Source organism: Chryseobacterium sp. BIGb0232 (assembly GCF_024810195.1).
In the GTDB taxonomy this organism is placed as follows: domain Bacteria; phylum Bacteroidota; class Bacteroidia; order Flavobacteriales; family Weeksellaceae; genus Chryseobacterium; species Chryseobacterium pennae.
On sequence record NZ_JANUEH010000002.1, the window covers coordinates 655,824 to 679,396 of the forward strand.

The 23,573-nt window shown below is 32.9% G+C and carries 16 protein-coding genes; 8 read left to right on the forward strand and 8 right to left on the reverse strand.

The window, feature by feature from the left end:
• Positions 1 to 103: 103 nt before the first annotated feature.
• Together M2372_RS09040 and M2372_RS09045 are read left to right on the forward strand one after the other, a co-directional pair.
• Entirely contained in the window at positions 104 to 5,080 is a 4,977-nt protein-coding gene (locus tag M2372_RS09040) for a sacsin N-terminal ATP-binding-like domain-containing protein (RefSeq protein ID WP_123319977.1), read from the forward strand.
• Between the two features lie 43 nt (positions 5,081 to 5,123).
• Positions 5,124 to 5,972, forward strand: a complete 849-nt coding sequence (locus M2372_RS09045; protein WP_123319978.1) for a hypothetical protein — start codon at positions 5,124 to 5,126, stop codon at positions 5,970 to 5,972.
• A gap of 49 nt (positions 5,973 to 6,021) precedes the next feature.
• On the opposite strand, the gene M2372_RS09050 is transcribed toward M2372_RS09045, so the two are convergent.
• The 6 genes from M2372_RS09050 to M2372_RS09075 all read right to left on the reverse strand — a co-directional run bounded on the left by M2372_RS09050 (position 6,022) and on the right by M2372_RS09075 (position 13,842).
• Positions 6,022 to 7,098 carry a ComEC/Rec2 family competence protein gene (locus tag M2372_RS09050; RefSeq protein WP_123319979.1) on the reverse strand — a complete coding sequence of 359 codons (1,077 nt, stop codon included), beginning with the start codon at positions 7,096 to 7,098 and terminating at the stop codon, positions 6,022 to 6,024.
• 16 nt (positions 7,099 to 7,114) lie between these two features.
• Positions 7,115 to 8,275 carry a hypothetical protein gene (locus M2372_RS09055; RefSeq protein ID WP_123319980.1) on the reverse strand — a complete coding sequence of 387 codons (1,161 nt, stop codon included), beginning with the start codon at positions 8,273 to 8,275 and terminating at the stop codon, positions 7,115 to 7,117.
• Positions 8,272 to 9,414 (reverse strand): caspase family protein, encoded by a 1,143-nt coding sequence (locus tag M2372_RS09060; protein WP_123319981.1) that lies wholly within the window; start codon positions 9,412 to 9,414, stop codon positions 8,272 to 8,274. The genes M2372_RS09055 and M2372_RS09060 overlap by 4 nt, the downstream gene beginning before the upstream one ends.
• A 491-nt stretch (positions 9,415 to 9,905) precedes the next feature.
• Entirely contained in the window at positions 9,906 to 11,987 is a 2,082-nt protein-coding gene (locus M2372_RS09065; protein ID WP_123319982.1) for a type IA DNA topoisomerase, read from the reverse strand.
• A 20-nt stretch (positions 11,988 to 12,007) separates the two neighbouring features.
• Positions 12,008 to 13,462, reverse strand: a complete 1,455-nt coding sequence (locus M2372_RS09070; protein ID WP_123319983.1) for a DUF3945 domain-containing protein — start codon at positions 13,460 to 13,462, stop codon at positions 12,008 to 12,010.
• A gap of 92 nt (positions 13,463 to 13,554) precedes the next feature.
• Positions 13,555 to 13,842 carry a helix-turn-helix domain-containing protein gene (locus tag M2372_RS09075; protein ID WP_123319984.1) on the reverse strand — a complete coding sequence of 96 codons (288 nt, stop codon included), beginning with the start codon at positions 13,840 to 13,842 and terminating at the stop codon, positions 13,555 to 13,557.
• 151 nt (positions 13,843 to 13,993) lie between these two features.
• Here M2372_RS09075 and M2372_RS09080 point away from each other — a divergent pair, with 151 nt between their 5' ends.
• The gene (locus M2372_RS09080) at positions 13,994 to 14,257 is read left to right on the forward strand and encodes a hypothetical protein (protein WP_123319985.1); all 264 of its coding nucleotides are present in this window, start codon (positions 13,994 to 13,996) and stop codon (positions 14,255 to 14,257) included.
• A 24-nt stretch (positions 14,258 to 14,281) separates the two neighbouring features.
• Here M2372_RS09080 and M2372_RS09085 read toward each other — a convergent pair whose 3' ends face one another.
• Positions 14,282 to 14,896: an alpha-ketoglutarate-dependent dioxygenase AlkB gene (locus tag M2372_RS09085; protein ID WP_123319986.1), complete on the reverse strand. Its 615-nt coding sequence runs from the start codon at positions 14,894 to 14,896 to the stop codon at positions 14,282 to 14,284.
• Positions 14,897 to 15,018: 122 nt separating this feature from the next.
• Complete coding sequence (locus M2372_RS09090; protein WP_123319987.1) at positions 15,019 to 15,795, reverse strand: LexA family transcriptional regulator; 777 nt, start codon at positions 15,793 to 15,795, stop codon at positions 15,019 to 15,021.
• 61 nt (positions 15,796 to 15,856) lie between these two features.
• On the opposite strand from M2372_RS09090, the gene dinB reads away from it, so the two are divergent.
• From dinB to M2372_RS09115, 5 genes are all read left to right on the forward strand, one after another.
• Positions 15,857 to 16,996, forward strand: coding sequence for a DNA polymerase IV (dinB, locus tag M2372_RS09095; protein ID WP_123319988.1), 1,140 nt, complete (start codon positions 15,857 to 15,859; stop codon positions 16,994 to 16,996).
• Between the two features lie 12 nt (positions 16,997 to 17,008).
• On the forward strand, positions 17,009 to 20,083 hold the full coding sequence (locus M2372_RS09100) for a DNA polymerase III subunit alpha (RefSeq protein ID WP_123319989.1): 3,075 nt from the start codon (positions 17,009 to 17,011) through the stop codon (positions 20,081 to 20,083).
• Between the two features lie 127 nt (positions 20,084 to 20,210).
• A complete protein-coding gene (locus M2372_RS09105) occupies positions 20,211 to 20,510 on the forward strand; it encodes an ATP-binding protein (protein WP_123319990.1) in 300 nt (99 codons plus the stop codon).
• 15 nt (positions 20,511 to 20,525) lie between these two features.
• On the forward strand, positions 20,526 to 22,244 hold the full coding sequence (locus tag M2372_RS09110; RefSeq protein WP_123319991.1) for a hypothetical protein: 1,719 nt from the start codon (positions 20,526 to 20,528) through the stop codon (positions 22,242 to 22,244).
• A 316-nt stretch (positions 22,245 to 22,560) separates the two neighbouring features.
• On the forward strand, positions 22,561 to 23,334 hold the full coding sequence (locus tag M2372_RS09115) for a hypothetical protein (RefSeq protein ID WP_123319992.1): 774 nt from the start codon (positions 22,561 to 22,563) through the stop codon (positions 23,332 to 23,334).
• Positions 23,335 to 23,573: the final 239 nt, after the last annotated feature.

The window sequence follows — 23,573 nt, forward strand, 5'->3', positions numbered from 1 at the left end:
CAATACAACTATTTTTAATAGATTTAATATATTTTTCACTTACCAAATAAATTAGTTTTTTAGTAATTTTAAAGAAATCATAAAAAAACTAATTTTCAAGAAAATGTCCCTAGAAACAATTGTAAATCAAATATATAAAAAATTCACGGACTATAAGAACCCTGATCAAGCTGTGACACAGATGTCTTCTTTAGGTTCTTTATCTGGCGATTTATATCAGGATTCTAAAAGATTCATCTACGAACTTTTACAAAATGCAGATGATTCAGCACTTCCCGGAATTAAGTCAAAAGTTATAATTAAACTTTTTAATAATGCACTCGTTGTTGCGCACAACGGAAAAACATTTGATGAACCAGATGTCATCGGAATATCTGATGTTGGTAATGGTACAAAAAGAAACGCAAAAGATAAGACTGGTTATAAAGGGATTGGTTTTAAGTCTGTTTTTGGGCAATCAAACAAAGTCTTTATTTACAGCGATAGTGAACTATTTCGTTTTGACGAAACATTTGAACCAGAATGGTCTAAGGAATGGGAAATTTCGAAGGATGAATGGGAAAAAGAAAATGATCGTCAGTTTAAATTTCCTTGGCCTATAATTCCAATATATACTAATCCATTAGAAATCAATCCTGAAATATGGACGTTTTTAGAGGAGAGTCACTATACTGTCGCTACAATCATTGAATTATATAGACCTAAAGAAATAGAAAAATCTATTTCAGAACTTGTTCAAAAAATCGAAATGTATTTATTTCTTAAAAATATAGAAGAAATAATTTTTGAAAATAACACAAGTACTGTAATTAATATTCATGAAGATTCTAATGCAGAAATCAACATTTCAGTTAACGGAGAATCAAAAATAATGTATTTAAAAAAAGCATATAATCTTGATGTTCCAGAATATTTGCGAACTATACTCCAAAATGATAAAGAAGTCCCGGATAAAATTAAACAAGTTAAAACTACCGAAATTACTTTGGCTGCAAAAAGGACAAAGAATGGATTTGAAGTTTGTAAACTAGGTGATCGAAACCTCTATGCTTATCTTCCTACAGAAGAAAAAACATATGATATTCCTGTTTTGGTGAATACATCATTTTACTTAACGGCAACAAGAGAAAATTTACACAAAGATAGTGTTTGGAACAAATGGATCATTGAACAGGTTCCTTTCCTTTTACTTACTTGGGTAGCAGAATTGGTGATTACAGAAATAGGTAATGAAGCTTATACAATTTTACCAGATAAAATTTCAGATAATGACGAATTGGGAAAGTGTTATAATAAAAGTTTGCTAGATGCAAAAAGAGATATTGCTTTTATAAAAAATTCTGACGGTGAGTTACTGAAAAAAGATGAAGCAATTCTAGATATGACTTCTTTATCAGAATATGATTTTGTTGGAAAAACTCCAATTATTAATTACAAGAAAAGAACGCAAAATGAGTTAAATTTTGCAGAAAATCCATTTCCAGATGACATTTCAAATCGTCAACTTAAATATTTCGGCGTAAGCAGTTTTGATTGGAAGGACTTTCCAAATATGTCAATTATGACAAGTGCATTTAAGCAAAAAATGTCATTAGAAAATAATAAACTTCTCATAGAGTATCTAAAATATCAAAGCTTATCAGAAGTCAATAAAAATGTGGATGATAACTTGTTAAAAGGTTGGGATTTTATTTTAGATCATCGAGAAGATATAAGAGCTCCTCGAGAGCTTTACTTCTCTGAAATTGGTGATAAGCCTGAAGTAGATAGTGTTGCTAACTATGTACATCCTCAATTGGAACAATGGCTCACAAATAATCGAGAGATAAAAATTTGGTTAGAAGGATTAAATATAAAAGTAAAGTCTGACGAGACTTTCCTGCTAAATACTATTCTTCCCAACGCAGAAAATTATGCTACCTTAGACAATAGCATAGAGACAATAAGAAAAGCAGCGGAGTTATTAGATAATGGAGATATTGGATTAGACATCCCCCAAAAACTTTCAAAACTAAAAATTATCACAACACAAGGAAACTTGGTTCCTGCTGAAAATTGCTATTTCCCTAATAGATATAATCCGAGGGTAAGTATTGAGCACTTAATTACAGACGATATTTTTATAAATGCCGATTATATTGAAAATAACAATCTTGCAAAGCTGAAAACGTTACTAATTAAAATGGGAGTTCGCGAAAATTTCATTCTAAATGAGTACGCAAGAACTGGAAAGTATCGATTACAGCAACTTGGATTTGATGAAGAATATTTCAAATTGCATAAAGATTTTTTCTGGGGTGGTTATTTCTCCTCACACAGTTATCAATCAATTTCTACATTTAACCTCTTAAATTCAACTAATAATTTTGAGTTTGCTAAATTATTTTGGAATGACGTAATAGCTAGTAACTGTTTTGAGCAACTTAAAAAACAAGTAACAGTATTCTGGGGGCACGACGGAAAACGAGGAGATACTACCGGTCAGCAAATGGAGAATTATATACCTTGGTACATAAAAAACAATGCTTGCATACCAGGCAGAGATCGTGGTTGCTATAATTCTTCTGAAATCTTTCTAAATTCAGAAGAAATTATAAAAATAGCAGGAAAGCACTTACCTGTATTTGACGGACCAGAACTTAATGGTGAGTGGAGAAGTTTTTTCAAATTTAAACCAAAATTGGAACTTCAAGATTATCTGAGTATTTTATCATCAATTTCATCTGATCCTGACCACAAAAAATCTGACCAGCAACCCGTACTCGAACTAATTCTTGACGATTTCCTTATTTATGGTACAGAAGAACAGGAAGCTTTAAAAAATTGGGGCTCTATGTATTCACTTTCTGATGAAAATGATTTTTATAGATCAACTAATGATCTGCATTTCTATGTTGATGGAAATCCAGGTGATTTAGGTGAAGGTTACAATTTTGCTTATTTTACTCAAGCCATACAGAAACATTCGGAGTTTGAAAATCTTTTACAATTACTAGGAGTCAATATAATTAGACAAAGCGATTTTATAATTGAAGCAGATAATAGGTTGCCAGCCGAATCCTTAACAAGTAAATTAGAATTCATATTTCCTTACTGGGCACAATGGCGGAGAAGTGATGTACAAGGTGGCTTTGATCAGGTTTTAGAAGAGCTAAAAGAAAGATATGAAAAATACATCTTTTTTCAAGCTGACAAATTAACTATAAAATATGGTGAAAAATGGAAATCAAACACTATCCACTACCTATCTGGTAATGAATTATTTGTAGTAACTGATTGGAAAAAATTAAGTATTTTAATGTCTTTGGCAAATCAACTTTCTCAAATGCTAGGTGCTCCAAAACTTCATGAGCAGTTACTGTTTTTACTTGTATCAGATTTAAAAGAAATAGAAGAGCACTTTGCTTTACACAAAATATCTTTACCACCATCGGAAAAAATAGTAGAATATAATTTTGAAATTCCTGCCGATGAAACGCAAAAGGTAAATGCTTCGCTAGAATCCCGTACTATTCCATCCGAATTTTATCATATATCAAAGCCTGAATATGAAAAACAAAATTATAGTAAAACAATTATCAGCAGAGCAGTAAAAAACATCATTGCATATTTGGAAATGCTTCCAGAATATAATTGCGACAATCGATTTGAAATTGCTGAAAGTGTAATCGGAGGAATAACAAAAAACGGTAATGAAATAACAGTTGTTGCAAGACCATCAGATGATAGTTATATGCTTTTATATTATACTTCGGAATTTGATGTCTTAGAATATGTTGATGCTGAACTGTGGTGTGAAGATGGTTTCAATGAGCCAAAACAAATTACTTTAGGTCAATTGCTGAAAAAGACAGGTATTAATAAGATCCCTGTAAAAAATATTGACGTATCAGGTGATGATCTTAATATATTTTTAACTACTCCAAAAAACGAAGCATTAGATTTTGATCCTGTACCTTATGTACCTCAAAAGATGGCGAGAATTATTTCTTCCTTTGCCAACACTAATGGCGGATCATTGGTATTTGGTATTAAGGAAATTAATCCTGAACACAATGAGATAGTAGGTCTGAGTAATGATTTCCGTATTGATGAAATTACAAGAAAAGCCATATCATTCTTAAATCCGATTCCTTCAGTTACATATGATTGGGTAGTAATTGAAGGTAAATCTGTTTATTTGATTAAGACAGAAAAATCAGAGATTCCCATTCTATTTGATGATAAAAAATATATACGAAAGGAAAATATATCATTTGCAGAAGTAGAAAAAGAAGAAGTAAAATCTCATATAACATTAAATGTTCCTCCATATTCTAGAACAGTTGCAATTATCATTGCGATAGAAAATTATTTTCCTAAAAATCAAATGAAACAAGTCAAATACGCATATAACGATGCCATGATTTTTAGAGACATGCTTGTAAATAGTTTAGATGTTAAAGAGGACGAAATTTCTATGTTTATAAATGAGGATGCAATTCAAAACTCTATAGAATACGAATTTAAAAAATTATTTAATTCTTTAACCGAAAATGACAGGCTTATATTTTATTATGCGGGGCATGGATTTCATAATGGAATGACAAACTTTTTATCAACTTACGATACACATGGAAATAATATTTTGGCAACATCAGTTCCATTAAATAAAATATTGATTGATCCATTGAGAAATTCACACTGTAAAAATGCTTTAATATTTATTGACGCCTGTGCTACAAATATTGTAGATACAAATGAAAGAAATCATTGGTCTAATATTAAGGAGGAAGAGTTGATGTTTTTATCAGAGGGTTTTCCTAATTACAGTATATTTCTGTCTTGTCAAGCCGGGCAAAGTTCTTATTCGAGTGATAAACTTAAAAATGGTATCTGGACACATCATGTTGTAGATGCTCTTTCTGGCAATGTGTCTGAGGTTATGTTAAATAAAAAATATGTTACAGATATTTTACTAAGGGATTATCTTTCAACTGTAGTTACTAGTTATACCATGGAAGAATATGGATACGATCAAAATCCAACGGCTATAATAGATTCTAGTTATCCAATTTTAATTAGAGAGATAAAATCTTAAGATTCTTTAGTAAAAAATATAATTTAAAAACTAACTATATATAATGAAATCGCAATTGAATCAAATTTGGGCATTAGGTGATACTGAAATTGATTTGTTTCGTAAGATGAGCAATATATTAAGTATAGAATATGGAACACTTTTTATAGAAGAAACGCATCAACATCGAATTTGTTTTGACTCAAATGTAATTAATGAACCAGCATATCGGGAACTGTCTGATTTATGGATTATTGCTTACAGTCCAATTGAAAAGAGAATAAGAATGACTTTTTTACAGGCTAAATATCATAGAAAGAATCTTTTACCATCAAGAATTTTTCATGGGGATTATTTTCAATATGAGCTACTGTCTACACGACCACTATTAACACATGGAAGTAGTTTTAATTTCCCCGCAAACATTCTTAAATTTGATTGCTGTGACAGTGTAGGTTCTTATGGTGTATTTTACATTGATTATGATAAGAAAATAGATATGGCATATTGCTGCGCAAGTCAATTAACAGCCGATAACGAACCAACTTCATATCGTCAATTTTTTGTTAATTTATCTTTCCCTCCAATTACAGTTAGCGAACAAATAATTAAATGCAGATGTAATATTTGTTCGGAACTAAATTATACTTTTGATATTGATATATTTACTGAAAATTTGTTAGAATTGAATATTGGAGCCGAAGTACTTCAAGAACATTTTGATATTATATCTTTCTTAAAATTCTTTCTGCAAAGAAACTTAATCAATGAAAACCTTAATCAATTATTGGATTTAATAAATGATGATTTCAATGGAGGTAGGATTGACGGAAATGATTTCTTTAAATCAGAAGGAGGAAATCCTCATATCTTATTAATAAATGTCGATGGAAAATATAAAAATGGGGAGTAGATTTGAAAATTTAGATGAATTAGTCAATAAAATCTTATTTTATAATTGACTATTCAATAAGTTTAATTTTTAAACCTTCTTTATTATAATCAGGATAAGTTGTATAATATTTATATTTCAACTTCAAAATTCCATCATCCCATTTTTCATTGTATTTGGTTCTGTAATTAAAAAATAACTGTGTTTCATCGCCTCCAAGTTTTATTAATCGGGCTATTGTTACATCATCCGGATGTTCATATCTGCTGCCATTAGTACTTATTGCAAATTTTTTGCAATCAAGCTTCTCTATTAGGGCAGGGCTTGTATTACTAGAGCTTCCATGATGTGATAATTTGAAAAGATCAATTGGAAATAAATCTTTCTCAATTCTATTTAGTGAATGTAGAATAACACTCGGAAATGAATCTCCGGAAAATAAAACCCTTTTCTCCGCAAATTCACCTAAAAAAGCTATACTGCTGCCATTGGCGGCAGTCTTATCTTCTTTGAAAGGTAATTTTATAAGCTCATCAATATCTGGTTTTTCTATTCCAAAAACTTCTATTTCTTCATCGTTCTCTTCTTCAATTTGTAATCCAAAGCCTGGTTGCAAACTGGCATCTTCAACTTCTTTTTTCCAAAATTGTTTAAGTTTGATCAGATTACTTCTTGTGGGTGAAAGCAATGTAATTTTAAATCCATCTTTTAGTATAATCTCCGGAAGATTTCCAACTTCGTTAATGACTACAGCCTCCTTATTAAAATGAATATTCCAATTTAGCTTGTGTTTTAAAATGGCAGCAGTTAACCTTTCACCTTGAACAGGTCCAAAAAATTCTACTGTACCGTTATCCGGCAAATGATTCCAACCATTAAACCATATTGACCCCAGCGTAAAACCCAATGTTTCTTCTTCAAGAATATTCAATATACCTTCAATATGATCTTGATCTATGTGAGTAACTACTAGAAGTTCAATATGTCTGGGTTCAGGAAGTTCATTAATTAATTCTTCAATTTCTTTCCTCGTTCCACCAGTACCTCCGTCAATAAGAATAATGTTCGGTTTATCTTCCTCACCATATTCAATCCATAGACTGTCACCATATCGGGCTGGTAAAAAATTAATGTTAAATATTATCATGGTTCTTAGATTTTAGTTAATTAGTCTCATTAATTTGTGATAGAAGGTTTTTACTCCCCGTCAGCATCGTGTATTCTTTACTGAGGTCTGCAGCAGTTGTCATAGCTTTCACCTTTTTAAGTGCTCTCTCAATATTTTCATTGCGGTATTGATACTCAAATGACAACATACTTAATCCCTCAAATAATAATCTGAGACCCTCAGTAAAGAAGGGAATTCCTCTATCGGTAGCTTCAATTAAATAATTAGCGATAAGGACCTTATCCTCACGTTTTTGTAAATGTATCATTTGCCAAGCGTAAATTATTGCTCCATCGGGCATCCACTCGAACCAATTCGCTAAATTTTTTGCCCAATCATGCATTTTATCTAATTCTCGGGTCTTAAGTAAAAAATAACCTCCTACTGCTGCTGCTATAGGATCTTCGACTTTCTCTAATAATAGTTTTTCAGCATCATCTCCATTAAAAAGATTTTTACCCTTACCTACATTTCCATTGCTCATTAATGATAGTAGTGCTTGTGCTACTTTATTTCGAAGTAAAATAGAAATACCAAGATTATTTGGGTTACTTGTACTGTCTATATACTTAACATTATAAGCACAATATTTACCCGCAGAACTTATAAAAATTGATTTTTTTAAATCTATATTGATTTGCACTACAACATTAACATTTCTGTTAAATGATAATAAACCCTTTTTTTCATCAAATGAATACAATAATGACTTGCTTTCTTCCACACTAATCCATCTTTTATGCATAATTCTCCAAACTTTAGAACTTAATAACTTAGTATTAATATCAGGTTTTTGAAAACTATTAACTGAAATATACTCAAAAACAAATCCTCTTTCGTTATCGTTATTTTTGTCATATTTCCTAACAGTATCTGTTGAGGCAATATTAAAAATCACCTCGGTATTTTGTTGCGGTAGTATTTCTACAATTTTTTCCAGTTCTTTACCTGAAAGTAAATTGATTTTTATGAGATAAACACCAGTTTTTATCTCATCTTTCCAATCATTAGTTCTAATCCAGAAAGACCTTTCTAATCTTAAATCAGAAAAAAAAATTTCCACTTGTTTTGGCACATCCCCAGCACGGTAAAATTCCACATTAGTAGGATCTATTTTTACAACAATACGAAGTGAACCTTTTTGTAAATTATTCATGATTGTTGGCATTTTAAGGTTTGTGAATCCGAAGGAGGCATTAAGCTTTTAAAAACAGGTATATTTATATATTGGCTACCTGGAAAATCAGCTTGTATTCTATAAATTCCTGGCTTGATGTCAACTTGCCAAGGATTTGTTTCAGGAGAACGCCTGTTACCAGAATCAGTATTAAGATTGTGATACGATAATTCAGCAAATCTTAAAGCGTTAAATGGTGCACAAGTAACAGTTAGAGAAAGTGAAGGAGGCTCAATAAAACGTATGATATCAGTAACGTCACTTGTAGTACTAATACATCTTTGCTTATATCCCTGATCAGACGCGATGTTCTTAATGAAAGAAGTCATCTTTGAAGCCAAAACACCAGTATTAACAACCCAGTCACCATCGTCACCCGTAGAAGCATCTCCGCATAATGCTTTAATCAGTGCTTGTGTGTAAAAAGAAACATCATTCTTTTTTCCATAAGCACTTTCATTAATTGCCGCTGCTTGTTGAGTAAGGCGATAAAGGCAATCTTTAGCGAGGAGATTTGGAGGATCAATAGGCAAGACTCTGAAATCAGTTGTTAGCATGTCTGATGTTATCTGTCTGCAAGCATCAACAAAAAACAGCTGTGTATTAGCTTTACAAGTGGAGAATCCTCTTCTTGTCAAATCAAATGCAAAGCATCCAGTCCATGGATTATGAGGTGTCTTTCCGAAATCTTCAGTTAATAGATATTGTTCATCTTTTTCAAATCCATGTCCGCAAAAATAAAAAATAGCCACATTATCTGGGTGTCTATCACAACGTTCTTTCCATTCCCAATAAGCATTTGTTATATTACTTATGTTGGCACTATCAATATTTTGACCAGCAAAAGTACTTTCATCATTTGCAAGTGGAGAAAGCAATACCTCAATACTTCCTAATGGTCTGATCCACGCGTTCTCAGCATGTAACTTTATTATAGAATTGTAAAATGCTTCAGCTGATTTAGGTGGGGAGCTTAATTGTCCTAACTGTTTTGCCGCATCAACTGTTTGCTCCTTTTCGCTATGTCCGCCGGAAATATGAGGATAGCCACCTACGCCAATTATAAACACATGTGTTTGTGGAATATTAACATCCTGATTGTTAAAGAGAAGAGACATAAAATTTGGTTATTATTTTTTTTAGTTTTTTTTAAAATTACAATTTTTTTCTTATTAAGAAAAAATTCTTTAATTGTAAAACACACTAAGGATATTCTTTGAACACTGAGGAAATAAATCTTTCAGTGGAATAGCTTACAATATGAAATTTTTTGGTTCATCATATTAAGAAAATTTTCTCATTAGAGAAATGGAGTGCAAATTCTGATAAAAAATTTTGTTATACTTCTTATTGTTGTTGTTGTGACTAGTTATTAATGAAATTATAATTCATTTCTGCAAAGTTAAGAACTAATAATCGTGATAGTAAAGAAAGAAAAATTGGAGATGTTTATAACTGAAATGTTTATAAAGTGACATTCTCTGAAGATGATCAGCTTAGAAATGTAACTAAAAAAGTACCACATAAATTTGTTACACACTTTCTCGTCGTCCAACACCAAGATTAATATTTGAAAACGTTACATACTTTACTTATTTTCAGAATAATTTTAATGATTATGGACTTCAAATACAGTTTTATAGACATCTTTCAAAACTATATAAGCATCAAACTTTTTACCGTTTTTGCTTTTCATATTTTTGATTAATGATGTTTTGTTTTGAGTTAATAACGAAGTAAGATCTTTAATACTGAGTTGTATTCCGCATATCGTTCTGAAGAGAATCCAACTGCATTGTTCATCAGGGCATTTTATGATTTTGTCTTTGATAATAAGAGTATGTTGTTGACATTTGGGACAGTTGAGTTGTGGGATGTTTTCTTGTGGAATATGGAGTGAAAAAAGTTCATTGGTGATTTCTGTTGTGTAGTCTTGGATATCATTAATAAATTGGGTTCTATTGAGCTCACCTTTTTCAATTCGATCTAATGCCATTTCCCATTCTGCGGTCATTTGGGCGTTGGCTATTTTTTTGTCTTTGACAAGGTTGTAAACTTGTAAGCCTTTATCAGTGGGATGTAGGGTTTTGCTTTTCCTGATAATATAATTTCTGCTGAGCAGGGTTTCAATAATAGAAGCTCGGGAGGCTGGGGTTCCGATACCGATAGTAGATAGTGCCTGCTTTTCTTCTTTGTTTTCAATCGAACTTCCTGCGTTTTCCATGGCTGATAAAAGATCGGCTTCTGTATAAAGTTTAGGTGGTTGTGTGGTTTTTTCTAATAACTCGGTTTTTGAAATCTTCAGTTCATCGCCGATTTTGAGTTCTGGAAGTTCTATAAGAGCTTCAGCATTATCCGGAATTTCATTATCAGATAGAATTCCTTTGATGGTACGCCAGCCTTTCTCCAGTATTTTTGATCCTCTGATCTGGAATTCATAATGATGTACTTTTATAATGATATGGCTGACTTGTTTTGTACAGGCATGGGATAGGGATTCCAATAAACGGTAAGCAATCATATCATAAATGGCTTTTTCAGTAGCTGTAAGTGCAGATGGAACTTTCGTAGTAATGAGTAAACCATGATGATCTGTTACTTTTACATCATTAACGATTCTCTTGTTGAAGTTTCCGAATTTTAAAGTAGATATGGCTGATTTAAATTGATCTTTTGTATTGAGGATTCTGACCAGTTCAGGAATTTCAGGCCATAAATCTTCAGGAATATATTTGCTGCCGGTTCTGGGATAGGTAATGAATTTCTTTTCATAAAGGCTTTGGGCAATTTTTAAAACCTCATCGGCAGAAAATCCCAATTTTCGGTTGGCTTCTTTCTGTAATTCAGTGAGATCAAAAAGCAAAGGAGACTGTTCCTTCACTGTTGTAATGGATACATCTTCTACAACAGCTCTTCCCTCCCGCTCTATGGATTTTTGGATTTGTTCTCCCTGCTTTTTTTCTTCCCATTGTAATAGTGAAAGGCAGGTAAAATCTATATATTCTTTTCTATGAATCAGCTGGATTTGAAAGTACTTTTGCTTGGTAAAGTTTTGATGCTGAAAAAACCGTTGACAGATTAAAGCAAGGGTCGGTGTTTGTACTCTGCCTAATGAATAAACATCTTGGTTTCCTGCGATGGTTAATGCCTGAGTAGCATTGATTCCTACCAACCAGTCCGCTTCGCTTCTGGCTTTAGCAGCTTCATACAAACCGTCAAAGGTATCGCCTGACTGAAGATTCTTAAAACCGTCTTGTATTGCTTTTTCGGTAAGGGAACTGATCCAGAGTCTTTCGAAAGGCTTTTGGCAATTAAGATATTGATAAATATAACGGAATATCAATTCTCCTTCCCTTCCTGCATCTGTTGCCACAATGATACTGTTACATTGATTGAAAAGTCGTTTTATAATATTGAGCTGTTTTGAAACTAAAGGATCAGGTTCATAACCTTTTGCTTTCTTTAGTTTTTTGGGAGTCAGAATAAAAGGATTTGGAAAGATAGGTAAAGAGGCTTTGTTAAAGCCTCTTATCCCATAATCTTCCGACATCCCTAACGCGATCAGATGTCCTAATGCCCAGGTGACACAATATCCGTTACCGGAAAGGTAACCTTCTTTTTTTTCATGAGCGCCTAACAACTGTGCAATTTCCCTTGCAACACTTGGTTTTTCTGCGATGATTACTTTCATATCATGGATTTAGATGTTTATTATAGTTTTTGTCCCTTTGATTTTCTAACCTTTTTTTGCTGATCTTCCTGCTCTTTATTGACAGGTTGTTGCTGTTTTGATTCTAAAGGCTCCTTGATATTTTTAGTAGCTTCATTGGTTTTACCCTGAGTGTTAACAGCAGTTTGAGTTTTATAGTCTTCTGTAGGTTTTGCCTGCTCTCTAAGTTTGTTGGGGTTATTAAAGGAGAAGTCTGTTTTGGAAGTTTCTTTATTGAAGGTAATATAGCCTTGATAAGCTTTGCCTTTAGCATCTTGGAGGCCATCGATATAAATGGTTTGTCCGGCTTTGAATTTTTCATATTGTGAATCATCCAGTTCTTTTCCTCTGAATACTCTGGGAGCTTCTTGATCCGCATATTGACTTTGCTGTTGGTTATAATGATGTTGTTGGCTTTGTTGCGGTGCCTGATTATTGTTGAATAGAAATTCTACATACCGTTTATCTGCATTGAATTGTACGGTGGCATCGAAAAGTTCACCTTTTTTAGAGATCATGCCTTCAAGATATAGAGGTCCACCCTCGAGTAAGATTTGTTTCTGATGTTCATCAAGCTTAATTCCTTTGATTTCATCAGGAATTTTCATGTACTCCGCTCGATAAGCAACAAGCTCATTGGTAAGCCTGTCACGACTAATCACTGATGGAATGATTTCATCGGTTTTAGGATTAACCAGATCTACTACCCTGCCCATATTTCCGGTTTCTTTTAGGTTCTTTTTGTCTTCATCACTGAACTGATGGCCTAGGAATTTATTATTGAGGTTAGGCTCTTTCCGGATACCATGCAAATGAACGGCAACCTGTCCTGTATCTCCTGTTTGAAGGGATAACCGGACATCCATTTTACTGATTGCTGTTCCGAGGTTTATTGTTATTGGAATCAAGGTATTGGTTTTAAAACCTCTGAGTAATGAATCCATAGCGTTCATCTTTTCAAGCTTCTCCTGATTAAGTCCAAACTTTTCCATCGTTTTCCAATCGATTTGCTCAGGCTGAAAACGATATTCCTGATTTTCGTTGTTGTTGTCCATTGTATTGTGATTTTTAAGATTGTTATTATTTTTAGGTAAAACTTCGTAGTCTTTCAGTTTTTCTTTTTCTTGAGGAGATGCCTGATCAACATACTTCTGAAGATCCTTGGCGGTATTGACAGCATCATATTCCGAAACCTTGAAAAAGTTGAAATGAAAGGGATTTTTGAGCTGTCGGTAAAAATTAGAAAAGAAGTTAGAAAAGATATCGCCGTGTTTATCAACTCTGATCAGTTGATCGTTATCCTTTTTTTCTAGTGGAGGAACCTTTTGAAGATTGCCTTCTTGATCAATCCCTTTGACCATTTCAACCTGATTGGTATGAATGTTCAAAACAATCAAAGTATCTATTGTTGGATTGATTTCACTGGCTTCCTGAGAGTTTATTATTTCATTTTCCATTTTATCTTATTTAATGGAATGAAGGTATTTACTACCTCAGTAATTCATGAAATTTGGAATTACAGTAGTGTATTTGGCTGTTGAAGTCTTGATCATAATGAAGAACTTAAGCTCTCTCTGATCAGTTGATGAACATCCGAAAGCTTATAATAAAGCTTTCCGCTGATGGTATAGTATGGCAGCTTTTTATCAGTCCGGTAGCGCTGTAATGATCGGGAACTTATTTTTAAAAGTTGCAAAACATCTTGGTTATCCAGAAGCTGTTCTCCGTCTATTTCTATAAATCTGGATTGATTCTTAAGCACCTGTTCTTTTAGAATATCAAATCTTTCCATAATTCTCTCCATCCAGGCTATAAATTCTGTTCTCTCAATATTCATAACTGTGATTTTTATGATTGCTGATGATGTAAAATTGGATAACAGAAATGAAATAAAATCACTACTTTTTCGTAGTAACGAAAAGATTTATTTTTTATAAATAAATCTTTTCACTAAAAAAATCGATATTTACAATAAAATATTAAAGACTATGGGCTTAACTGAACAGCTTTTTGGAAGTGGCGCTGAAAGATTCACAGAATGTGTAGAGACTAAGATAGCAGAACTCAATGAAAAACATAAGAATTTTCTTTCCCCTCAAAATATTAATCTAAACGAAGATTCATACATGATTACATTTGAGCCGGGTGGTAGAATTGGGTTCAGCAGAACCAAAGATATTTCCAATGAAATTGATGCCGAAATTGATCGAATTTTGCAAGAATGCGCTGAAGAACATTTACAGAAACTATAATTATGTAAATAATTTATTTTGCTGTTATTGCAAAATTTTTAATAAGCGAAAAGTTAAATTAATTCGTTCCTTCATTGGTGTATTTGATTTGGCAATTCTGTGTTCCCAGTTTTCCTGAAGATCTCCTTTCATGATAAGTAAGGAGCCATGAGGTAATGGAAGACTGTATTTACTCTGATGGTGATCTTTTTTTCTGAAATCAAAGTTTCTGGTTTGTCCAAGACTTATGGATGCGATAACAGGCCGTTTACCATAACGGCTTTCCTTGTCCCGATGCCATGCAACGGAATCATTATGATCACGATATAGGTTTAGCAACACACCATTGAACTGGCAGCAGAACTCTTTTTCTATTCTTTCTTTTAAAGCATATAGTTCGGGAGTCCATTCATTTCTTTTAGTGGTATTATTATCGGCTGAATCGTTATATTTTGAATCTCCATACCAAGCAGTCAACCGTGGAGTAAGCACCATCTTATCGTACATTTTCTGGGTACGCTGTTCCCAAGGAGCAGTATCCAATAATTTGTTTTTAAGCAGATCGGCTTCTTCCCTGCTCAGGAAATTTTCTTTGTATTCCAAAAGATCTTTTGGAAACTCATAGAATTCTTCGGCCTCAAATAAACTCAGCTGGGTCATGATAACTTTATATTAAAATATCTATCTTAGCAATATCCCGTTACTACGGGATTTTTTTCATCATTTGTGTTTTTACTTCCCTTCGGGGAAGTTTTTGATTATGTCATTTACTCAAAATAGATTCAATTCCTATCTTCCATTTTTTCTTTGATATGTTTGATATCAGTTTTAATTTCTGTGATAAAGTTTTGAATATGATGTTCTGCAAATTCATCAGGCTCATATTCTTTGGTATTAATACTACAGGCAAATTCCCAGATTTCTTTAATTTCAGTCAATGGAATTTTATAAGGCTCATAAAATTGATTGTCAGCCTTAACCCATATACCATCTGCTTCATGAAACTGAAATCTTTTGTAACTGATACCATCATTAGTGGTAATGAAAACATACGTTCTGTCCGTTTTCAAGTCCGAAAGATTTTCTACATATTCTCCCACGATATAGGTTCCGTTCTTATAGGGAGGCATTGAATCTCCGTCAGCTGGGAATGCCCTAAACTTACCCCCTTTTAAAAAAGGCAATGATATGGTCTCCAGACTTTCTATGTATTCCGGATCTCCATAGCCATTCAGGTAGCCCATTGAAGCTTTTTGGGGAATAATCTCAATTTGATTATTTCCATCTTGATCAACCTTTATAGGCAGAACGATTCGATTGTCAGGAAGCTCCATGAGTTCATCGATAGAAAATTTTCTAACATCTACAGTCAACAATAGGTCGATGCTGATATTATAGAATTTTGAAATTCTAAGCAATATTTCAATAGGAGGTTCTGTTCTACCATATTCATAGGCAACATATCTGGATCGGGTAAGAAATAATAGATCTGCCAGTTCTTGCTGAGTCATATTTTTCTTTCCTCTCAAAAACACGATGTTATCAGAGAATTTTGACATTGTTACAATTTTAGACAATAAAAATACAAAATTTGTTTCAAAACGTGACTAATTTTGTCACATGGAAAGAGCAATTGCACATATGGATTTGGATACGTTCTTTGTTTCCTGTGAGCGGCTTAAAAACTCTGTATTGGAGAAAAAGCCCGTTATCATAGGTGGTGGAGACCGTGGCGTGGTAGCATCTTGCTCATATGAAGCAAGAGAATTTGGGGTGCGGAGCGCAATGCCCATAAAAATGGCTTTAAGGCTCTGTCCTGAAGCTTTAGTCATAAAAGGTGACATGGAATATTATTCCAATATGTCGCATACCGTAACAGATATTATCAGGGAAAAAGTTCCGGTCTTGGAAAAAGCAAGCATTGATGAATTTTATCTTGATCTCTCCGGAATGGACAAGTTTTTCGGATGTTACCAATGGACAAATGATATTGCTGATGCAGTAACCCATAACACAGGTTTACCGATAAGCTTTGCACTGTCTACCAATAAAACAGTTTCAAAGATTGGAACCGGGGAAGCAAAACCGGGAAGACTGGAAGTCAAGGCACAGAATATACAACCCTTCTTAAACCCATTGTCGGTAAAGAAAATTCCGATGGTAGGACCTGAAACTTTTCAACTGTTTTCAAGGCTGGGTGTAAAGACTATACAAACCCTTTCGGAAATGCCTGTTGATATCCTGCAGCAGCTGGTTGGAAAAAACGGAACTGTTCTATGGAAAAAAGCCCATGGGATTGATGAAACTCCCGTTGTCCCCTATTCTGAGAGAAAATCTATATCCACTGAAAATACCTTTTCACAGGATACTATTGATATACAAAATATTCAAAGTATTCTCTCCGGAATGGTGGAAAAGCTTTGCTATCAGCTAAGGCAGGAGCAATGGCTGACCTCAACCGTTACGGTAAAGATCCGGTATGCCAATTTTGATACGGAAACCAAACAATGCAAAATCCCTTACACTTCGGCAGATCATACCTTATTACGATATGTCCTTGAGCTTTTCAAGAAAGTCTATACCCGAAGAATGAGAATCCGGCTTATTGGGGTAAGATTTACAGGGCTTGTTCATGGTTGTCACCAGATGGATCTTTTTGAAGATACTGAGGAATTGATATCACTGTATCAGACATTGGATAAGATTAAAAATAGATTTGGCTCCTCCAGTGTAGGAAGGGCTTCAGGAATATTAGACTAGTTTTTATTGATTATGTTTCTCAATTGTCATACTTATCACAGCTTGCGATACGGTACCTTATCTCTGGAAGATCTGGTTCAGCAGGCTGTTGACTATAAACTAAAAGTATTGGCCTTGACCGATATCAACACTATTACAGGAATTTATGATTTTTATAAATTATGTCAGGAAAAGAATATCAAACCGATTGTAGGGGTAGAAATAAGAGTTGAAAATGAATTATATTATATATGCATTGCCAAAAACCAGGAGAGTATTGCCGAAGTTAACAGACTTTTGACAGATTACAACTGTGAGGGAATAGAAATTCCAAAAACCAGTCCTGATTTGAAAAATACTTTTGTAATCTATCCCCTGCAGAATATTCCTGATAATCTCCTTGATCATGAATTTATAGGAATAAGAACAGATGAATTAAACATTCTGATAAAACCGGAATGGAAATGTTTGATTTCTAAAATGGTAATTCTGCAGCCTGTCACTTTCAAAACAGAAGAAGAATATCAACTTCACAAGCTCCTTAGAGCTATTGCAGGCAATACATTGATTACCAAATTATCAAAAAATGATTACTGCAAGAGCAATGAAACTTTTATCGGTAAGAGGACGCTTTTAGAAAAATATCAATACTATCCCCCAATTATTCAGAATACCCAATATATTGTTGAGGCAAGCAGTTTTGAATTTGATTTCAAAACTCCAAAAAACAAAAAACATTTCACTGACAGCAAGGAAAATGATTTCTTGCTTTTAAAACAGCTGGCTTATGAAGGTTTGCATAAACGATATGGCATCAATCATCTTCAGGCTAAAGAAAGAGTCGAGAAAGAACTGGCAGTAATTGACCAGCTTAATTTTTGCGCCTATTTTTTGATCACCTGGGATATCATTCAGTACAGCAATCGTATGGGATTCATGCACGTTGGTAGAGGAAGCGGAGCCAATTCCATTGTCAGCTATTGCATTGAAATTACCGATATATGCCCTCTGGAACTGGATCTGTATTTTGAAAGGTTCTTAAACCTCAACCGAAAAACACCTCCTGATTTCGATATTGACTGGAGCTGGAAAAACCGGGATACGATTCTGGAATATATTTTCTCAAAATATGGAAAAGATCACGTGGCTTTCTGTGGAACCAACGTAGAGTTTAAAAGCAGATCAAGGTTCAGAGAACTTGGAAAAGCATTTGGCCTGCCTAAAGATGAATTGGATGAGCTCTCCAAAAAACCTAAAATCCAGCATGACCAAAACTCAATTGTCCAGCTGATTTACAAATATGAAGAACTCTTAAGAAATTTCCCTAATCAAAGGAGTATGCACTCTTGTGGGATTTTGATTTCTGAAGAACCCATCACCCGATATTCTGCATTGGAAATGCCGCCAAAAGGGTTTCCAATCGTTCAGTTTGATATGCATACCGCTGAAGACATCGGTCTGGAAAAATTTGACATCCTATCTCAAAGAGGTCTGGGAACCATAAAAGATACGGTTAATCTCATTGAGGAAAAAAGAGGTATTACCATCGATATTCAGGATACCACTCTATCAAAGGATGAAGCCACGTGCAACGAATTCCTGAGTATTGGAAAAACAATTGGCTGTTTTTACATTGAATCACCAGCCATGCGGGGATTATTGAGAAGACTTAAATGTGATAATTATAAAGTATTGGTAGCCGCCTCTTCTATTATTCGTCCGGGTGTGGCCCAAAGCGGGATGATGCGGGAATATATTTTTAGACATAATCATCCAGGCCATTTTGAATATTTTCATGAGGTCTTTGAGAAAGAGCTCGGTGAAACCTATGGCATTATGGTATACCAGGAAGATGTGATAAAAATTGCCATGCATTTCGGGGGTGTATCTGCCGCCAATGGAGATGTACTTCGAAGAGCGATGAGTGGTAAGGGAAGATCATTGTCTGCACTACAGAAATTAAAAGATGATTTTTTTGAATCCTGTAAGAAAAAAGGACATCCCGAGCAATTATCCAAAGAAGTATACCGCCAGATAGAATCCTTTGCTGGGTATTCTTTTTGTAAAGCCCATTCAGCGTCCTATGCTGTAGAGAGCTATCAGAGTTTATACTTAAAAGTTCACTACCCTATTGAATTTATGGTCTCAGCCATCAATAATGGAGGCGGATTTTACAGAACAGAAGTATATATCCACGAAGCTAAAATGTCAGGAGCCGTCATTCACAATCCATGTGTGAATCTCAGTGAGTATAAAACAACCCTCTATGAAAAGGAGGTATACTTAGGCTTAATGCATATTGAAAGATTGGAAGGCCATATTAAGGAATTGATTCCTGAAGAGAGAAATAAAAACGGAAATTATAAGTCATTGGAAGACTTTGTAAAAAGAATTCCCATTGGCATAGAAACATTACAGATACTTATTTTTGTAGGAGCATTCAGGTTTACCGGTAAACAAAAACATGAACTATTGATAGAAGCCAGATTTCTGTTGTCAAAGAATCAATACAGAACCAAAACTATTTCATTATTTGATCAGCCTCAAAGAGATTATCAATTACCCTTGATTCAAAGGGATCTTTTTGAGGATGCTTTTGATGAAATCGAAATACTTGGATTTCCTGTTTCCTATTCCATATTTGATTTATTGAAAACAAAATACAGAGGGCATGTTCTGGTGAAAGATCTTCTGAAATACCATAAGAAACAAGTCAAAATGCTGGCCTATCTTATCTCAAGGAAACACGTCCCCATCAAAAAGAAAAATCATCCGGGGCAAAAAGATGACATGTACTTTGGAACCTGGATTGATGCAGAAGGACAGTATTTTGATACGGCTCATTTTCCAGACAGTCTTAAAAAATTTCCATTTAAGGAAGGAGGAATTTATCTCTTGCTGGGTACTGTTGAAGTGGATTACCACTTTCCAACTGTTACCATTATAAAGATGGCTAAAATGCCACTTATTCCAGATCCCCGATATTCAATGGATAAATATAAATCTCAGGAAATTCAAAGAAACCTTCGGGATGATGTGAGTATGACATCAAGGGAACCTTACCCTCAATTACATGAAATTAAACTGCCAAGATATCAAATTGAATAATAATGTAGCAAAATATTATTTTTAGTTTCAATCATTGAACTTAATATTGATTAAATTAGCTCACCAATTTAAATCAACAAGATTTACAGCTTTAGTCTGAAAATTTAGATATAAATAACTTTTGATTATGAATAGAAAATTAACTACAAACTCTCGTTTAGTAAACGAACTATTTGCTAATTACATCAGTACTTTTACTGCTTTTTGTGAGTTGATTAATAATTCTATTCAGGCAAAAGCTGAAAATATTTGGATCGATATCAATTACACAAATGAAAATGAAATACATCCTACGATTATCGACCAGATTACTATAAAAGATGATGGAATTGGAGTACATAAAAATGAGCTCGAAAAAAAACTATTGGACATTGGAACAACTAATAAACAAGGAGGTAAAGGTATTGGGAGATTTGCCAGTTTTTAGCTTGGCAAAAATGTTTTGATAGAAACAGTAGGTTTTTCCCACAACAGCAACGAGTACAGTAAAACTCAGATTCCACTGCATTTTGATATGTTCGGAAAAAACCTTAACGTGTCGGAGATTGACATTGATTCGACAGAAGAAGTATTATCCGGTAAAAAGCATAATACCTACTATAAGGTTACTATTTCTGAATTTTATTCTTCAGTAATTACAGATAAAGAACCTAAAAAGAAAATAATAGATAAATTTCTTAAAGAGAATATTGCAGATGCAATCTTTGAAAAATACCCGTTAAAAATCTTTAATAAAGAAATAACATTTCATATCAATGGAGAGAAGATTGTTCCATCGCAGTTTATCGTAGGCAATCCGGTGACCAAAATTCATCCCTATATTGATCTTAAAGGTATTGAACATAAAATCGTGTTTAACTTTATTAGGATAAAAAAAATAGAGAAAATAAAAGTTTTTTTAACAACTAATAATGCAGGTATTCAAACTATTGCTAATAGTTTTGAATTTGATGCCGCTTGGCTAAGCCCTAAAACAGGTGGATGGTATGTTTATATAGAATCAAATACATTACCTACCGATTTATACAGAAATGTAGATTTAGATGATATGGATGAAAATTGGAAAAATTACAGACCTTTTATTAAAGATCATGTTGCTTCATTTTACAAATCTATCAATGCTGAGTTTGACAATTTTTCAGAAAAATTAAAAAGTGATGAATATTATCCTTTTAAAGAAAAAAGCAGCAGTTCGCAATCTAAAATTATAGTCTTTGATAAGCTTGCCTATTTGGTAGAAGATAAATATCATCTGCTCAATGATAATAATAAGCTTAGAGAAATTATTTATCCACTTATTGATAGAACAATTTCAAACGGTGAATTGGATAATATACTTAAAAATATTCTACATCTTAATACAAAATCAATTTCAAAATTTTCAGAGCTTCTTCAACGAACAGATTTAGAAAACATTATTGAATTTTCTGACAAAGTTGCCCGTAAAATAGAGGATCTGGAATTTTTAGAAAAATTGGTCTATAGTAAAATTTCGAAGAATGTTAAAGAAAGAAAAGAGCTGCATAAGTTTTTGGAAAAAATGCTTTGGGTTTTTGGTGAAGAGTATAACGAAACTACAAAACTCTTATCAGATAAAAACTTAGAAAAAAATCTTTTGCAACTGAGAGATGACACAATGACTTATAAAAAGTCCACAAAAGATGATAATTATGAAAAAGTCGATAAATCAGTTTCATCGATAACGGATCTTTTTTTGTATAATGAAAGAGTAATTGATCACAAAAAAAGAGAAGTCTTAGTTGTTGAGCTAAAGGCTCCAAGGGTAAAGATCAGTCCAAAAGAGCTAGAACAGTTAATGAAATATGCAACTGAAATAGACAAGCTAAATTCGGTAAGCAAAAATGTAAGCTTTAAAATTTTACTGATTAGTTCTGGAATAAACTCAGATGCAGAATATAGACTAAATGGAAGTCGACAAAAAGAAGACAATCCATACTTTTACTTTAGAAACGAAAATAAAAACATAGAAATTTGGGTAATGAAATGGTCTGAGCTCATCGAAAATGTGCGAAGAAAGCTACAATACATGTCTCATATTTTACACACCAAGGATGTAGATGTTCACGAAAAAGCTTCAAGAGATTTTGAAGATATCGAATTTGGAAAATATAATTCAACATTGAAAAAAATTGCTATATAATCTTTTACTGTAATCTATTTCATTTAAATAATTATAAAAAATCTTATATTCCTTTAATTTTTTATAGAAGTCATATCTATAAACCAGTTCCGGCTGATTAAACTGATATGTAAATTAATTTAATAAAAAATTTACAGTCAAGATGAAAGAAAGAGATTAAATAATAGAATATTAAGAAAAACACTAATTCAAAAATGCTAACTTTTAGATAATTCCGAACAGGATTTCACATTAACTGCTAAAAATAAAGGAAGTCCTATACATACTACTCAATGTTTCCAAAAACTACAAAAACTTAGATTACAAAACATAAAAAATGACAACCATTTCATTTAAAGAAATTGCATTTAATGCGCTAAGTATATCATACTCGGAAAGTCAATTATTAAGACTATCATTTGATCGAAATGTTACAAAATTAACAGAGTATTTTATCACGGTTAATTTATGTAAACAGCTATCTGAATGGAATTCTAAAAATAATTATCAATACAAAATAGAAGCTGAAAAAGAAACATTTGAATTTTATAACAATTGTTTTGATTGTTATAGATTCAAAACAGACGAGCAGTATTTTCCTGATTTAATCTATGCTTCCAGTCACGAAAATTTTCTAAAAAATATTTCGGCCATCAGACAAGGTAGAATTGATATAGCAATTTCAAGAGAAATTGATAGTAGAAATGTTTCTACAAGCATTATTGAAGTCAAATCAATTAATCCTAACTTAGCAAAGATTAAGGAAGATTATAATAGAATACAGCAGTACCTGAATGCAGATATACCAGGTTTTGAAAATTCTTTACAAAATGGTTTTATTGTATTTGTGAAGCATATTAATAGTTTAAATAAGATACAGAATAAGAGTGATCTGGATAAACAAAAAGAATCTTACCTAAAAAGAATAAGAAAAACTCTATCTTCAATATCTTACAACAATATTGATTACACAATTCACACAGATTATATAGAGAATTCACCCTTCGAAAACTTAAGCCTAGATGAGAACGAGGATGATTTTAATGAAATTGCATATCGAACTTTTTCAGCATTTTCAGTCATCATAGAAATAAAAAGACTATTACTTTAATTTATATCAATTAGCTAAGACTTTATCTGACATAATTATACCGATAGATTTAAACAAAAAGAAAACCTCAGTATTCAAGAGTTTCCTTTTAAAACTTTGGTAATAATTATATTAAATAATCCAATTTCTTACCAATATAGTTTTTATTTAACCAGTCTAAAATTTCCTACATAATCTTCTTACCATTTGCCCAATAATTTTAATACGTCCGGGAAAATATTAATTTTCAATTTATTAGT

Bases quoted from the DNA above. Each gene is read 5' to 3' on its own strand.
- M2372_RS09075 (WP_123319984.1), bottom strand. From the start codon at position 13,842: ATGAATATTGAGAGAACAGAATTTATAGCCTGGATGGAGAGAATTATG.
- M2372_RS09085 (WP_123319986.1), bottom strand. From the start codon at position 14,896: ATGACCCAGCTGAGTTTATTTGAGGCCGAAGAATTCTATGAGTTTCCA.
- M2372_RS09065 (WP_123319982.1), bottom strand. From the start codon at position 11,987: ATGAAAGTAATCATCGCAGAAAAACCAAGTGTTGCAAGGGAAATTGCA.
- M2372_RS09045 (WP_123319978.1), top strand. From the start codon at position 5,124: ATGAAATCGCAATTGAATCAAATTTGGGCATTAGGTGATACTGAAATT.
- M2372_RS09055 (WP_123319980.1), bottom strand. From the start codon at position 8,275: ATGAATAATTTACAAAAAGGTTCACTTCGTATTGTTGTAAAAATAGAT.
- M2372_RS09050 (WP_123319979.1), bottom strand. From the start codon at position 7,098: ATGATAATATTTAACATTAATTTTTTACCAGCCCGATATGGTGACAGT.
- M2372_RS09115 (WP_123319992.1), top strand. From the start codon at position 22,561: ATGACAACCATTTCATTTAAAGAAATTGCATTTAATGCGCTAAGTATA.
- M2372_RS09100 (WP_123319989.1), top strand. From the start codon at position 17,009: ATGTTTCTCAATTGTCATACTTATCACAGCTTGCGATACGGTACCTTA.
- dinB (WP_123319988.1), top strand. From the start codon at position 15,857: ATGGAAAGAGCAATTGCACATATGGATTTGGATACGTTCTTTGTTTCC.
- M2372_RS09105 (WP_123319990.1), top strand. From the start codon at position 20,211: ATGAATAGAAAATTAACTACAAACTCTCGTTTAGTAAACGAACTATTT.
- M2372_RS09060 (WP_123319981.1), bottom strand. From the start codon at position 9,414: ATGTCTCTTCTCTTTAACAATCAGGATGTTAATATTCCACAAACACAT.
- M2372_RS09040 (WP_123319977.1), top strand. From the start codon at position 104: ATGTCCCTAGAAACAATTGTAAATCAAATATATAAAAAATTCACGGAC.
- M2372_RS09080 (WP_123319985.1), top strand. From the start codon at position 13,994: ATGGGCTTAACTGAACAGCTTTTTGGAAGTGGCGCTGAAAGATTCACA.
- M2372_RS09070 (WP_123319983.1), bottom strand. From the start codon at position 13,462: ATGGAAAATGAAATAATAAACTCTCAGGAAGCCAGTGAAATCAATCCA.
- M2372_RS09090 (WP_123319987.1), bottom strand. From the start codon at position 15,795: ATGTCAAAATTCTCTGATAACATCGTGTTTTTGAGAGGAAAGAAAAAT.